The 13450-nt window shown below is 68.0% G+C and carries 14 protein-coding genes; 6 read left to right on the top strand and 8 right to left on the bottom strand.

Translation table 11 applies throughout. The features are described 5' to 3' along the window. Positions 1–44 precede the first annotated feature (44 nt). A complete protein-coding gene (locus ACH4TV_RS47485; protein WP_398407714.1) occupies positions 45–413 on the top strand; it encodes a DUF805 domain-containing protein in 369 nt (122 codons plus the stop codon). Positions 414–502: 89 nt separating this feature from the next. Here the strand turns inward: ACH4TV_RS47485 and ACH4TV_RS47480 are convergent, their stop codons facing one another. Together ACH4TV_RS47480 and ACH4TV_RS47475 are read right to left on the bottom strand one after the other, a co-directional pair. Then, positions 503–751: a DUF397 domain-containing protein gene (locus ACH4TV_RS47480; protein ID WP_398407713.1), complete on the bottom strand. Its 249-nt coding sequence runs from the start codon at positions 749–751 to the stop codon at positions 503–505. Beyond that, complete coding sequence (locus tag ACH4TV_RS47475) at positions 748–1584, bottom strand: Scr1 family TA system antitoxin-like transcriptional regulator (RefSeq protein ID WP_398407712.1); 837 nt, start codon at positions 1582–1584, stop codon at positions 748–750. Before ACH4TV_RS47475 ends, ACH4TV_RS47480 begins: the two co-directional genes overlap by 4 nt. Positions 1585–1697: 113 nt before the next feature. Here ACH4TV_RS47475 and ACH4TV_RS47470 point away from each other — a divergent pair, with 113 nt between their 5' ends. After that, positions 1698–2144: an ATP-binding protein gene (locus ACH4TV_RS47470; RefSeq protein WP_398407711.1), complete on the top strand. Its 447-nt coding sequence runs from the start codon at positions 1698–1700 to the stop codon at positions 2142–2144. Here ACH4TV_RS47470 and ACH4TV_RS47465 read toward each other — a convergent pair. The 3 genes from ACH4TV_RS47465 to argS all read right to left on the bottom strand — a co-directional run bounded on the left by ACH4TV_RS47465 (position 2122) and on the right by argS (position 4586). Next, positions 2122–2277 (bottom strand): hypothetical protein, encoded by a 156-nt coding sequence (locus ACH4TV_RS47465; RefSeq protein WP_398407710.1) that lies wholly within the window; start codon positions 2275–2277, stop codon positions 2122–2124. The two genes, ACH4TV_RS47470 and ACH4TV_RS47465, sit on opposite strands and share 23 nt — an antisense overlap. A gap of 23 nt (positions 2278–2300) precedes the next feature. Then, positions 2301–2645 carry a DUF2750 domain-containing protein gene (locus ACH4TV_RS47460; protein WP_398407709.1) on the bottom strand — a complete coding sequence of 115 codons (345 nt, stop codon included), beginning with the start codon at positions 2643–2645 and terminating at the stop codon, positions 2301–2303. A gap of 138 nt (positions 2646–2783) precedes the next feature. After that, a complete protein-coding gene (gene argS / locus ACH4TV_RS47455; RefSeq protein ID WP_398407708.1) occupies positions 2784–4586 on the bottom strand; it encodes an arginine--tRNA ligase in 1803 nt (600 codons plus the stop codon). 580 nt (positions 4587–5166) lie between these two features. Here argS and ACH4TV_RS47450 point away from each other — a divergent pair. From ACH4TV_RS47450 to lysS, 3 genes are all read left to right on the top strand, one after another. Continuing rightward, the gene (locus tag ACH4TV_RS47450; protein WP_398407707.1) at positions 5167–5838 is read left to right on the top strand and encodes an enoyl-CoA hydratase-related protein; all 672 of its coding nucleotides are present in this window, start codon (positions 5167–5169) and stop codon (positions 5836–5838) included. A 96-nt stretch (positions 5839–5934) separates the two neighbouring features. Beyond that, the gene (locus ACH4TV_RS47445; protein WP_398407706.1) at positions 5935–6534 is read left to right on the top strand and encodes a hypothetical protein; all 600 of its coding nucleotides are present in this window, start codon (positions 5935–5937) and stop codon (positions 6532–6534) included. Between the two features lie 143 nt (positions 6535–6677). Then, complete coding sequence (lysS, locus tag ACH4TV_RS47440; RefSeq protein WP_398407705.1) at positions 6678–8438, top strand: lysine--tRNA ligase; 1761 nt, start codon at positions 6678–6680, stop codon at positions 8436–8438. Positions 8439–8502: 64 nt separating this feature from the next. Here the strand turns inward: lysS and ACH4TV_RS47435 are convergent, their stop codons facing one another. From ACH4TV_RS47435 to ACH4TV_RS47425, 3 genes are all read right to left on the bottom strand, one after another. Beyond that, on the bottom strand, positions 8503–9906 hold the full coding sequence (locus tag ACH4TV_RS47435) for a DUF2637 domain-containing protein (RefSeq protein WP_398407704.1): 1404 nt from the start codon (positions 9904–9906) through the stop codon (positions 8503–8505). A gap of 79 nt (positions 9907–9985) precedes the next feature. Beyond that, positions 9986–10918 (bottom strand): DUF3558 domain-containing protein, encoded by a 933-nt coding sequence (locus tag ACH4TV_RS47430; protein ID WP_398407703.1) that lies wholly within the window; start codon positions 10916–10918, stop codon positions 9986–9988. A gap of 137 nt (positions 10919–11055) precedes the next feature. Next, the gene (locus ACH4TV_RS47425) at positions 11056–11904 is read right to left on the bottom strand and encodes a DUF3558 domain-containing protein (protein ID WP_398407702.1); all 849 of its coding nucleotides are present in this window, start codon (positions 11902–11904) and stop codon (positions 11056–11058) included. A gap of 234 nt (positions 11905–12138) precedes the next feature. On the opposite strand from ACH4TV_RS47425, the gene ACH4TV_RS47420 reads away from it, so the two are divergent. Beyond that, positions 12139–13332, top strand: coding sequence for an RtcB family protein (locus ACH4TV_RS47420; RefSeq protein WP_398407701.1), 1194 nt, complete (start codon positions 12139–12141; stop codon positions 13330–13332). Positions 13333–13450: the final 118 nt, after the last annotated feature.

Raw genomic sequence — 13450 nt, 5'->3', positions numbered from 1 at the left:
TGATCCGCTCGGTAAGGCCGACATCAAATCCCTGGGGGGATGCAATGAACTACTTCCTCGACGTTCTCAAGAAGTACGTGGACTTCAGCGGGCGCGCGCGCCGCAAGGAATACTGGATGTTCGCGCTGTTCGTCGTCGTCATCAGCATCGTGCTGCAGATCGTCGACTCCGTCATCGGCTTCCCGATCTTCGGCCTCGTGTTCGCCCTGGGCATCTTTTTGCCCAGCCTGGCTGTCGCCGTCCGCCGCCTGCACGACACGGGCCGCTCGGCCCTGTGGATCCTCTTCGGTTTCATCCCGGTCGTCGGCACGATCACGCTGCTGGTCTTCATGTGCCTCGACGGTGAGGGCGAGAACAAGTACGGCCACAACCCGAAGTTCGTCCCCGCCGACGGCATGCCGGCGAAGATCTGACGTTCGCTTCGAGGGCATCGTCCCCATGCCCTGTGCCCTGGCCGCCCGGTTCACTCCGGGCGGCCTTCGGTGTTTCCGCGGTGCTCTGTTCAGCGGGCCGCGTACGCGGTGAACGCCGTCCAGGCCTGCCGGGTGGTGGTGAGGGTGGGGCCGGTTTCGGGGGTGGGGTTCTTGGAGTCGCGGACGTGGATGGTGTGGGGGCAGGCGGCTACCTCGACGCACGCTCCGCCCTGGTCGCTGCTGAAGCTGGACTTCCGCCAGGTGTACGCGACTTCGAGGCACTGGCCGCCTTGATCGCTGCTGTAGCTCGACTTGAACCACTCAAGCGCGGTGCTCATACATCTCCTAGCAGACGGTCGAGCAGGCCCCTCGACTCCCGTGGAGACAGGGCCTGTGACCGCAGCATTGCATATTTACGGCTCAGGATGGACACCTCATCCGGGTCGGAAACCCACTGGCTGCCGCGCTGGCTCTCGGTGTAGGCGACGTGCTGGTGGTCGGGTGTCTCCAGGAGGGTGAAGGGGCCCGCGAGACCGGCGTGCGAGAGCGAGTCTGTCGGCAGGAACTGGAGGGCGAGGCCAGGGAGTTCGGCGCAGGCACGCAGGTGGCGGAGTTGGTCGTGGCGGATCTTCGGGCCGCCCACCCCGATGTGCAGCACCGGCTCCCAGACGACGAAGCTCGTCGTCGGCGGACACTTGCGCTGGAGGATCTCCTGTCGCTTGATACGGCCTGCTGTCATGGCCTGGAGGTTGTCCTCGTCGTACGCCGGTACGTGCTCGCTCATCACCGCGTACGCGTACGCCTCGGTCTGGAGGAGGCCCGGCAGGACCGCGTTGTCGTACCAGGACAGGGAGATGGCCTCGCGCTCGTGGTCCATGTACTCCTCCGCGAACAGGGGGAACTGGTCGATCTCCGGAAGTTCCTCGACCCCGGCCACCAACATGCCCTTCAGATCCAGGAGTTGGTCGATCTGCTTCGCCAGGTCGTACAACAGCGGGCGGCGGCCCTGTTCGATGGACGCGATCGTCTCCTCGTCGATCAGGAGTGCCTCGGCCAGGGAGCGTTGCGTGTAGCCCGCCGCCTTGCGGGCCGCCTGCAACTGCTTGCCCAGCATCCTCATCGCCGAGTAGTTCTTCTTCCGCGAGGTCCGCGAACGGTTTCCGTGACTCATGCCCCACCAACTCCCCACGCCTGCCCGGCCCCGACCGTGGATGAACCCGTACAAAAAATCTGTACGGGTTCACGGGGTGCTCCACGCTAGTCACTCTCCGCGACTCTCGTCCCGTGAACGAGACGATCCAACCCCGCCCGTTGCGCGAGAGGTTCTTCCGGCGCGAACGCCGTTCCGTGCCCGCTGCCAGGAAGTTGGCCCACGAGTTCCTCGCCGACTGGGGACTCGCCGGTACCGAGCGGGGCGACGACGTGTTGCTGTGCGTGAGTGAGCTGGCGACCAACGCGCTGGTGCACGGCGTACCGCCCGGACGGCAGTTCCTGTTGTTCCTGCGGTACGACGGGCGGGTGCTGCGGGTCGCCGTGCACGACAGCGGGGGCGGGGTGCCGTTGATCGCCGAGCGCGCCGACGAGGGCGGGCGCGGGCTGCTGCTCGTCGCCGCGCTCAGTGACAAGTGGGGGGTCGGGGAACGGGAGTTGGGCAAGGTGGTGTGGTGCGAGTGGGAGCTGCCGCTCGGTGCGGTCGCCGAGGAGGCGTTCAGTCGGTCGCCGTCACGATGACGATGACCGCGGCGACGATCGCGAGGTCGACTCCCGGCGGGGGCGGGGGCGGGGGCGGGGGCGGGGGCAGGGGCGGGGGTGGCGGGCCCTGGCCCCGGTACTCCTCGTGGGTGAACCCGCGGATCAGGTCCACGCTCTTGCGGGCGAGTGTGAGAGCTAGTCGACCGCCGCGAGGCGTCTGAGGACTTCGACCGGAGTGAAACTCCACCCGACGAGACGGGGCCCGCTCCAGTTGATGCCGATCACGAGTCCCTCGGCGGTGACAGCAGGCAGTTCGCGGTCACGCCAGATATCCAAAGGCATGGATTCAACCCGTAGCCCGTTTCCCCAGATCTTCGCCGCCCGCGCCGCGCGGGCCGATGTCGACCAGTAGGGAAGGCTCCGTGTGCCGTCAGCCGCGAGGTGAGTCGGGCTCCCCTCGTCATCGCGCACAAGCCAGACGACTCCGCTCCGGCGGGCGTCTCGGAAGAATGCTGCTGCCTGTGAACCACTCTGACTCATGACCACCTGAGCCTAACCTTCGGCGCCACTCATCTCGTCAGGAGTTTCTCCGCCGTCGGCGCTCACCGCGAACGAAGGCCGGGTGCCCGTTTGTCTCGGGTACCCGGCCTCCGTACGGCTGTTGCTGCCGTCGGTGTGTCAGAGGCGCTCGGGTGTCCTGATGCCCAGGAGGGCCATGCCCTGGTGGAGGGTCTTCGCTGTCACGTCGGACAGGAACAGGCGGTTCTCGGCGACGTCCTTCGGGGGGGCCGGCTTGATGACCGGGCACTTGTCGTAGAACGTTGTGAAGAGTGACGCCAGTTGGTACAGGTACGCTGCCAGCTTGTGCGGGGCGTACTCCGCCGCCGACTCCGCGACCGTCTCCGCGAACGCGTCCACGTGCAGGCCCAACGCCCGCTCCGCCTCGTGCAGTTCGAGCTCCGGGTGCGCTGACGGACGTACCTCGCCCGCCTTGCGCAGGATCGACTGGATACGGGCGTACGCGTACTGGAGGTACACGCTCGTGTCGCCGTTCAGCGAGACCATCTGGTCCAGGTCGAACTTGTAGTCCCGGTTCGCCGACGTCGACAGGTCCGCGTACTTCACCGCGCCGATGCCCACCTGGGCGCCGCGCTCGGCGATCTCGTCCTCGGAGAGCTGGGCCTGCGTGTCCTTCTCCCGTACGACCGCCGTCGCCCGGTCCACCGCCTCGTCCAGCAGGTCCACGAGCCGTACGGTCTCGCCCTCACGCGTCTTGAACGGCTTGCCGTCCTTGCCGAGGACCGTGCCGAACGCCAGCTGGAACGGCTTGATCTCGGACTTGGTCTGCTCGTCGGTCAGCCAGCCCGCCCTGCGCGCCGTCTCGAAGACCATCTTGAAGTGCAGGGACTGGCGGGCGTCGACCACGTAGATGAGGTTGTTCGCCTTCAGGTTGAAGACGCGGTCGCGGATCGCCGAGAGGTCCGTCGCCGCGTAGCCGTAGCCGCCGTCGGACTTACGGATGATCAGCGGGACCGGGTTGCCCTCCGGGCCTTTGATGTCGTCGAAGAACACACACAGGGCGCCCTCCGAGTGGACTGCCACCCCGGACTCCTCCAGGAGGCGGCACGTCTCGTCCAGCATGTCGTTGTAGCCCGACTCGCCGACGATGTCCGCGTCCTGGATCTCCATGTCCAGCTTCTCGAACACCGAGAAGAAGTAGATCTTCGACTCGTCCACGAACCGCTGCCAGATGGCGAGCGTCGCGGGGTCGCCGGCCTGGAGGTCGACCACCCGCAGGCGCGCCCTCGTCTTGAACTCCTCGTCGGAGTCGAAGAGTTTGCGCGCCGTCTTGTAGAGGCGGTCCAGGTTCGACATCGCCTCCTCGCCGCTGGCTTCGGAGTCCGAGTCGTTTGCTGTTTTGTGGTCCAGCTCGTGCGGGTGCTCGTCCAGGTACTGGATGAGCATGCCGAACTGGGTGCCCCAGTCGCCGATGTGGTGCCTGCGCACCACGTTCTCGCCGGTGAACTCCAGGAGTTGGACCACCGCGTCGCCGATCACCGCTGAGCGGAGGTGGCCTACGTGCATCTCCTTCGCCACGTTCGGCTGGGCGTAGTCGATGACCGTCGTGCCGGGGTTCGCAGTGCGGGGGGCGCCGAGGCGGGCGTCCGGGTCCGCTGTCCTGGCCGCGAGGTTCTCGATGATCGCCTTGTCGGTGAGCGTGATGTTCAGGAAGCCGGGGCCGGAGACCTCGATGTCCTTGATCACGTCGCCGGACACGACGTTTCCGACGACCTGGGTCGCCAGGTCGCGGGGGTTCGCCTTGGCCTTCTTGGCGAGGGCGAGGATGCCGTTCGCCTGGAAGTCCGCACGGTCGCTGCGTCGCAGCAGCGGGTCCGCGGGGGGTGCCTCCGGCAGGGTTGCCGTGAGGGCGTCCGCGAGGCGCTGGTGGACGGTGGCGGTGAGGGACTTGACCGGGGCCATAGGAGTGGGTGCCGTTCTCCTGGTGGGTACGTGTGGATGCGGTCAGTATCCCATGGGGGGTGAAGGGGTTTTCGTGGGTGCGGGTGGGGTGGTTCGGGGGTTCTCGCCCCCGCCGCCCGTACCCGTCCCATCCCTGGGGGCTGCCGCCCCCAGACCCCCGCTCCGGCCCTGAACGGGTCTTGTCCTCAAGCGCCGGACGGGCTGAAGGTGCCGGGCGTGGGCTGAAGAAGCGGCGGGGGTGGGTGGGTGGGTGGGTGGGAGAGAAGCTGGGGGCTGGACGGGCCTTGTCGTCAAGTGCCGGACGGGCTGAGATGCCTGGGCCTGGGCTGAATAGATACGGCCAAAGGGTGGGCGGGTGGGAAACACGGCCTGGGCTGTACGGGCGTTGGCCTCGGATCGCCGGGCGCGATGGAGGTGCCGGGGCCTGGGTTGAAGAAGCGGCGGGGGCGGGTGGGTGGAAAAGAAGCTCCCGCCGAACTGCCGCCCGCTCCTCCCTTGTATGTTCTATGCCATACCCCATAAGTTACCGGCAGGTAGCTCGCCCGGCGGGCCACGTCGGCGTCGGAAGAAGGAACTCGGTATGCCCTCGCTCGACCGCCACGACAACGTCTTCGTTCTCGACCTCGGAGACGGAGAGAACCGTTTCCACCCGGACTGGCTCACTGCCGTCGGCGCCGCGCTCGACGAGGTCGAGAAGGCGGAAGGCCCTCGCGCCCTGGTCACCGCCGCCACCGGCAAGTTCTACTCGAACGGGCTCGACCTGGACTGGCTGTTCGCCCACGGCGACCAGTACGACGCCTACGTCGTCTCGGTCCACGAGCTGTTCGCGCGGATGCTGTCGCTGCCGGTCATCACGGTGGCCGCGCTGCAGGGGCACACCTTCGCCGCAGGAGCGATGTTCTCCCTCGCCCACGACTTCCGCGTGATGCGTGCCGACCGCGGCTTCTGGTGCCTGCCCGAGGCGGACATCAACATCCCCTTCACTCGTGGCATGGCCGCCCTCATCCAGTCCCGGCTGGCGCCGCAGACCGCCCACGAGGCCATGGTCACCGCCCGCCGCTACGGCGGCTCCGACGCCGCGGCCGCCGGCATCGTCGACCAGTCGGTCACCGAGGACGCCGTACGCTCCACCGCCGTCGAGATCGCCCAGGCGCAGGTGGCCAAGGCCGGCGACACCCTCGGCACCATCAAGGCCCGCATGTACGCCCCTGCCCTGGCCACCCTGCGCGACCCCGCCAACCCGCTCGGCTGAGTCGGCGCCCCTCCGGCGGGGAAGAAGTGTGCCTGAGGTGTGGAGGGTTCCGGTGTGCGTTGCCTACTCGTCAGTCATGTTTTAGGCATGGGGATCATGAAACCCCCCATCAAGCGTTCCGTTAAAACCCTCGGCGCCCTCACCGTCGCCGCCGGGCTCCTCCTCGGGTTCGCCGGCAGTGCCGGGGCCGCCCCCGGCACTGCCGGCGCTTCCGGCACCTCCTCCTTCGGGTTCGCCCACCGCACCGTCACGGCCCCCGACGGCCAGGACTTCCACCTCAAGCTCGCCGCCACGCCCACCTCCCTGCCCGCCGCCGCCGGCGGCACCGTGGATGTCGCCGGGACCGGGTACAACCGGGGGCAGGGGATCTTCCTCGCCTTCTGTGTGATCCCCGAGGGCGTCACCGTCGGGGACCCGGCCACCTACACCACCCTGCCCACGCCCTGTCTGCCCGGACGCGAGGACCAGGACGGGTCCTCGCGCCGGATCACCGACAGCGCCACCGGAACTCCGGGGATCACGCTGCCGTACCGGGCCGGGGGCTCGTTCCTCACCACGCTCAACATCCGGCCCGAGATCAAGGACGGCGTGGTGTGTGACGTCGACGTCAAGTGCGCCATCGTCACCCGGGCCGACTTCACGGCCACCGCCGACCGGTCCTACGACCAGTACATCCCGGTCAGCTTCAGCCGGTAGACGGCGGTGACGCCTTGGGTCCGGCGCCACGGAGGCGGCGCGCTGAAAAGCCGTTTTCGTGGTTCTGGGCCCACCTGGGAGAATGGCAGGGCCAGCCGTCCGACCGTGCGGCCGGCCTTGAGGAACTCCCAGAAAAAGAGGACGTGCCGATCGTGGCTCAGAGCGCCGAGACCACCGACTGGGTCTCCCGTTTCGCGGATGAGGTCATCGAGGAGTCGGAGCGTCGAGCCCCCGGCAAACCCGTCGTCGTCGCGTCCGGGCTGTCTCCCTCCGGGCCCATCCACCTCGGGAACCTCCGGGAAGTGATGACCCCGCATCTTGTTGCCGACGAGGTCCGGCGCCGGGGGTACGAGGTCCGGCATCTGATCTCCTGGGACGACTACGACCGCTACCGCAAGGTGCCCAACGGTGTCGACGGCGTGGACGCCTCCTGGGCCGAGCACATCGGGCGGCCACTGACCGCCGTACCCGCGCCCAAGGGGTCCGTCCACCCCAACTGGGCCGAGCACTTCAGGGCCGCGATGGTCGACGCGCTCGCCGAGCTCGGTGTCGAGTTCGACGGGATCAGCCAGACCGAGCAGTACACCTCCGGGGTCTACCGCGAGCAGATCCTGCACGCCATGAAGCACCGGGGTGACATCGACGCCATCCTCGACCAGTACCGGACCAAGAAGGCCCCCGGTAATCCCGGCAAGAAGCCCCAGCAGTCGCAGAAGCCGGTCGACGAGGCCGAGCTCGACGCCGCCGAGGGGTCGGGGGCGGCGGCCGAGGACGACGGGAGCTCCGGGTCCGCCGGGTACTTCCCGTACAAGCCCTTCTGCGGGGGCTGCGGCAAGGACCTCACCACCGTCACCGCCTATGACGACGACACCACCGAGCTGACGTACACCTGCACGGCGTGCGGGTTCGCCGAGACCGTTCTGCTGAGCGAGTTCAACCGCGGCAAGCTGGTCTGGAAGGTCGACTGGCCCATGCGGTGGGCCTACGAGGGGGTTGTCTTCGAGCCGAGCGGTGTGGACCACTCGTCTCCGGGGTCCAGCTTCCAGGTCGGTGGGCAGATCGTCGGCAGCATCTTCGGCGGCAAGCAGCCGATCGGGCCCATGTACGCCTTCGTCGGCATCAGCGGCATGGCCAAGATGTCCAGCAGCAAGGGCGGCGTACCCACGCCCGGCGACGCGCTGAAGATCATGGAGCCGCAGATCCTGCGCTGGCTGTACGCCCGCCGCCGGCCCAACCAGTCCTTCAAGATCGCCTTCGACCAGGAGATCCAGCGGCTCTACGACGAGTGGGACAAGCTCGACGCCAAGGTCGCCGACGGCTCCGCGCTGCCCGGTGACGTCGCCGCGCACTCGCGGGCCGTGCGTACCGCCGGGGGCGAACTACCGCGTACGGCACGGGCGTTGCCGTACCGGACGCTGGCCTCCGTCGCCGACATCACCGCCGGTGCCGAGGACCAGACGCTGCGGATCCTCAAGGAACTCGACCCTTCCGATCCGTTGACCTCCCTCGACGAGGTGCGGCCCCGGCTCGACAAGGCCGAGGCCTGGATCAACACGCAGGTCCCCGCCGACCAGCGGACCGTCGTACGCGCCGAGCCCGACGCCGAGCTGCTCAAGTCCCTCGACGAGCAGGGGCAGCAGTCGCTCCGGCTGCTGCTGGACGGGCTCGACGACCACTGGTCCCTCGACGGCCTGACCCACCTCGTCTACGGCGTGCCCAAGGTCCAGGCCGGCTTCCCCGCCGACGCCACACCGAAGGAACTCCCGGCCGAGATCAAGGTCGCCCAGCGCACGTTCTTCGCCCTGCTGTACCACCTGCTCGTCGGGCGGGACACGGGGCCGCGGCTGCCCACGCTGCTGCTCGCGGTGGGGCAGGAGCGGGTGCGGGTCCTGTTGGGGGAGTAGCAGGCGCACGAAAAGGGGCGCCCGGCTGATGCCGGGCGCCCCTTTTCATGTATCCGCTGCGCATTTACGCGATGTGGTCCTCTTGCAGCTCCAACGTGTGACGGTTGGTGAAGCGGGTGACCAGCCGCTTGGCCTCCTGCTCGGAGAGGGTGATGCGGTGCTCGGCCTCGACGTTGTCACCGAACTCGCGCGGAGTCGGATAACTGCCGTTTATCGACTTCTTGAAGACCTGGTAGAACGACTCCTCGTCCGGCTCCGACGCCGGAGTGCCGCCCCCCTCGCCGAGCTGACGAGTGCGGTTCGGTCCCGACGGGATCGGAAAAGTACCGGTGTCCTCCGGAGAGGGTTCCAGCGTCTCCTGCTCCTGGTACTGCTGCTCCGGGTATCCGGGCTCCTCGTAGCCCTGTCCCTCGAACTCCCGCTGCTGGTACGCCCGTTCCTGAACGACCTGCGGCCGTTGTTGCTGCTGCTGGTACGCCTGACGCTGCTCGGCCTCGTACTGGGCCTGCTGCGCCTCGTACTGGGCCCACATCTGCTCCTGCTCGGGCTCGTACGTCGGGTCGTACCCGCCCTCGTACACGACCTCCTGCGGCGAAGCAGCCGCGGCGAACCACGGACTCTCCTCCGGCGCGAGCTCTTCCTGCGCCGGTACGGACTCGGGCTCGGCCTCGATCGCGGGGCGCCGCTGCTCGACCAGCGGCGCGACGGCCTTCGTGGCCGGTGCGAGCTCGGGCTGCGCGGCCGGAGCCGCAGTCGCGGCCGGAGGCAGCAGTGCGGGCTCGATGCCCGCCGCCGCCAGACCCGACGGAGCCGTCTCCGCCAGCGGGACCCCGTACCGCGCGAGGCGCAGCGGCATCAGGGACTCCACCGGAGCCTTGCGCCGCCAGCCCCGGCCGAAACGGGCCTGGAGGCGGGCCTGGTAGACGAGACGTTCCTGCTCCAGCTTGATGACCTGGTCGTAGGAACGCAGCTCCCACAGCTTCATCCGCCGCCAGAGAAGGAACGTCGGTACGGGGGACAGCAGCCAGCGGGTGAGGCGGACGCCCTCCATGTGCTTGTCGGCGGTGATGTCCGCCATGCGGCCGATCGCGTGCCGGGCCGCCTCCACCGACACCACGAACAGGATCGGGATGACGGCGTGCATGCCCACGCCCAGCGGGTCCGGCCAGGCCGCCGCGCCGTTGAACGCGATCGTCGCCATGGTCAGCAGCCACGCCGTCTGGCGCAGCAGCGGGAACGGGATCCTGATCCAGGTGAGGAGGAGATCCAGGGCGAGCAGGACGCATATACCCGCGTCGATGCCGATCGGGAACACGTAACTGAAGTTCCCGAAGCCCTTTTGGAGAGCCAGTTCACGGACGGCCGCGTACGACCCCGCGAAGCCGATCCCGGCGATGACGACCGCCCCGGCGACGACCACGCCGATGAGTATCCGGTGCGTTCGTGTCAGCTCTAGTGGCGCGGCCACCCGTACTCCCCTCCCAGTGCGTGTTGTTGCGCGCAACAGGGTGGCACATGTGTGCGGCGTACGTGTTGCCGAGACAACGTCAGTTCTTCTTCGAAGCGGAGGGCGAGGGGGAGGGAGACGCGGCCTTGGACCCCGACGTGGACGGGGACGCGCTCGGCTTCGCCGACGAACTCGCCGACTGCGACGGGGAGTTGGAGGGAGCCGGGGTGCCGGCGGAACCCTCGCCGTTCGCCGACGACACCTTCGCCACCGCCTCCTTGACCGCCTTCACCGCGGACTTCTCCAGGGACGCCGCGCTCGGCGTCTTCTCACCCGCGAAACCCGCACCGTTGTAGTCGAGCGTCACGACGACGTTCTCGACCCGGACCACGACCGTCTGCTGCCGGAAGGAACCCTCCTTCTTCTTCAGGTCGTAGCGCACCGACGTGGCGTCGTCACCCGCCCCCTCGATCGGCTCCGAAGCGGTGTTCTTCGCATCCTTCACCGACTGGGCGTCCTGCACCTGGCTCTCGTAGTACTCCTGCGCCAGCTCGGCGGCCGAGCCACGGGTGGCGGTCGACTCGAAACGCAGCAGGGAGACGTTCAGCCAGCGGAACTGGGAGCCCTTCACACCGTTGTTGGCGAGGCTCGTCCAGGAACAGCTGCCACGCGTCCCCGTGTCCTCCGACGACCCCTCCTTGCCCGACTTCACACCCTTCGGGACCAGTTCCGTCAGCGTCTTCGTCGACAGCACCGCGCACGACTCCGGAAGCTGCTTGTACGCGGCCGCCTGCACGGTCGGCGACGCGCTCACCGTCTCGCCCGCACTGGCGTCCTTCTCCTGCGCCGCGTTGTCGGCGGAACCCGACGCCGAACCGGAGTCCGAGTCGGAGGAGCAGCCGGCGGCCACGAGGAAGAGGACGGGAACCGCGGCGAGGGCGGCGAGAGCGCGCCTGGGGCGCCTCGTCGTCACTGTGGCGGTCCGGCGGCGCTGGTCTCGCTGTGCGGGTCGGTGCATGGTTCCTTCACTCATCACGCTGGGGTTCCTGCGGCTCTCGGTTTCCTGCGGTCGGATCGGGTCCGAGGGGCCACGGTACGCGGTGAGGGGCGCGTGCGGCCGCGCTTCACTCCCTTTGCGGACGGCCGCCACCGGGGTACGCGGACGGGGTCTCAGCCGAACGCGTCGACCAGTTGGGCAGCCAGTTTCTGCGCCCTGTCCTGCATTTCCTTGCTGTCCGGGACGGTGCCGAGCGTCGTCGGCTGCTCGACGTACTCGATCGTCACGATGACGTTGGACGTGCGGAACGCCACAGTCACCGTGCGCTGCTGGGCGGTTGAACCGGAGGTGCTCAGCTCGTCGTCCACGAACGCCTCGTCGCCGAGACCGTCGAGGAGACGCGGCTGGAGGGCGGCGGCCGACTCGGCGTCGGCCTCCGGGGAGAGGGACGCGGAAGCGGCGTCGGTGGGGGTGGTGGCGGAAGGGGAAGCGGTGGTTGCGGCGCCGGACGCGGACTCGGACTCGGTGGGGGTGGGGGAGGGAGGAGCGGCGGGGGAGGTGGAGACGACGGGCTCCGGAAGATCGGCGGCCACCACCTTGGTCGCGAACAACTCCTGCGCCTCGGTGTCGTCGCTCACGGCGTTGTCGTACGACACGACCCGCTCGAAGTCGACGAGGAGATGGTCGGTGGCGTCCGTGGACTCCACCTTCCAGCGGCAGCCGACCTTACGGTCCGTGTTGTACGTCAGGGTCGACTCACCCGCGTACGCCTGCTCGCGCTGGTCCTTGTCCGTGATCTGCTCGATGCCGGGGAGCAGCGAGTCGAGCGCGTCGTTGGCGACCGCGCCGCACGGCTCGGGGAGCGTGCGGTAGCGCCCCGGCTGGGCCGCCGCGGTCGTGGTTCCGGCCTCGCCGGGCTTGGCGTCCTGGGCTGTGTCCCCGCCGCCCGAGCTGCCGGTGCAGCCGGCCAGCAGTGCCGCGAGGAGCGCGGCGACGCCGGGTACGTAGGCCTTCCGCTGCACGGTCAGGTTCCTCTCGACGATGCGGACGATCCGGATGACCGGACGATCTCTTCGGTGATGGTGCCGGTTCCAGTGTCCCCGCTGGTTAATCGCTTGCCGCGCAGGGGCGTCACCGGCAGACAATGTGTATCGCACGCACCACCGTGAACGCCGGTCCGGCATCCCTTTCGTTGACCTTGGCGCCGGTTTTGCGATTTAAGACTTCTGTTGGGTTTCCGGGGGAATGAGGACGATATGTCGTACGTGGAAGTGCCGGGCGCGAAGGTACCCATCCGTATGTGGGCCGACCCGGCGTCGGTCGAGGACGGCGCGATGCAGCAGCTCCGCAACGTGTCGACGCTGCCGTGGATCAAGGGCCTGGCGGTCATGCCGGATGTGCATTACGGCAAAGGTGCGACCGTCGGCTCGGTGATCGCGATGCAGGGTGCGGTGTGCCCGGCGGCGGTGGGGGTCGACATCGGCTGCGGGATGTCCGCCGTCAAGACCTCGCTCACGGCCAACGACCTGCCGGGTGACCTGTCCCGGCTGCGGTCGAAGGTCGAGGAGGCGATTCCGGTGGGGCGGGGGATGCATGACAGTCCCGTTGATCCGGGGCGGCTGCACGGGTTCGCTACCGGGGGGTGGGACGACTTCTGGGGGCGGTTCGATGGGGTTGCGGATGCGGTGAAGTTCCGGGAGGAGCGAGCAAATAAGCAGATGGGGACGCTCGGAAGCGGAAACCACATGATCGAAATCTGTCTTGATCAGACGGATTCGGTCTGGCTGATGCTGCACTCCGGTTCCCGGAACATCGGCAAGGAGCTGGCTGAGCACCACATTGGCATTGCGCAGAAGCTCCCGCACAACCAGGGTCTGGTCGACCGTGACCTCGCGGTGTTCATCTCGGATACTCCGCAGATGGCCGCGTACAGAAACGATCTGTACTGGGCTCAGGAGTACGCCAAGTATAACCGCGCGATCATGATGGGGATCCTGAAGGACGTCATTCGCAAGGAGTTCAAGAAGGCGAAGCCGACCTTCGAGCACGAGATCTCCTGCCACCACAACTACGTGGCGGAGGAACGGTACGAGGGCATGGATCTGTTGGTCACCCGCAAGGGCGCGATCCGTGCGGGCTCCGGTGAGTTCGGGATCATTCCCGGCTCGATGGGCACGAGCTCGTACATCGTGAAGGGGCTCGGAAACGAGAAGGCCTTCAACTCGGCCTCGCATGGTGCGGGTCGGCGCATGAGTCGCAACGCGGCCAAGCGGCGCTTCACCGTGCGGGATCTGGAGGAGCAGACGAGGGGCGTGGAGTGCCGGAAGGACTCCGGCGTGCTCGATGAGATTCCGGGGGCCTACAAGAACATCGACCAGGTGATGGAACAGCAGAGCGATCTGGTTGAGGTCGTGGCGAAGCTGAAGCAGTTCATCTGCGTGAAGGGCTGACGGACGAGGCCCCCGGTCGGGTAGGCGAATTCAAGGGGTCGTGGCAACACCGCTGATCATGCGGCTGTTGTGAGGAGTTTAGCGAGGCGCTCGGCTGGGGTTTTCCAGTCGAGCGTTT

Source organism: Streptomyces sp. NPDC020898, assembly GCF_044333925.1.
Lineage (GTDB): Bacteria > Actinomycetota > Actinomycetes > Streptomycetales > Streptomycetaceae > Streptomyces.
The sequence above is the reverse complement of the archived record's forward strand: the minus strand, read 5'-3'. Positions and strand labels throughout refer to the sequence as shown.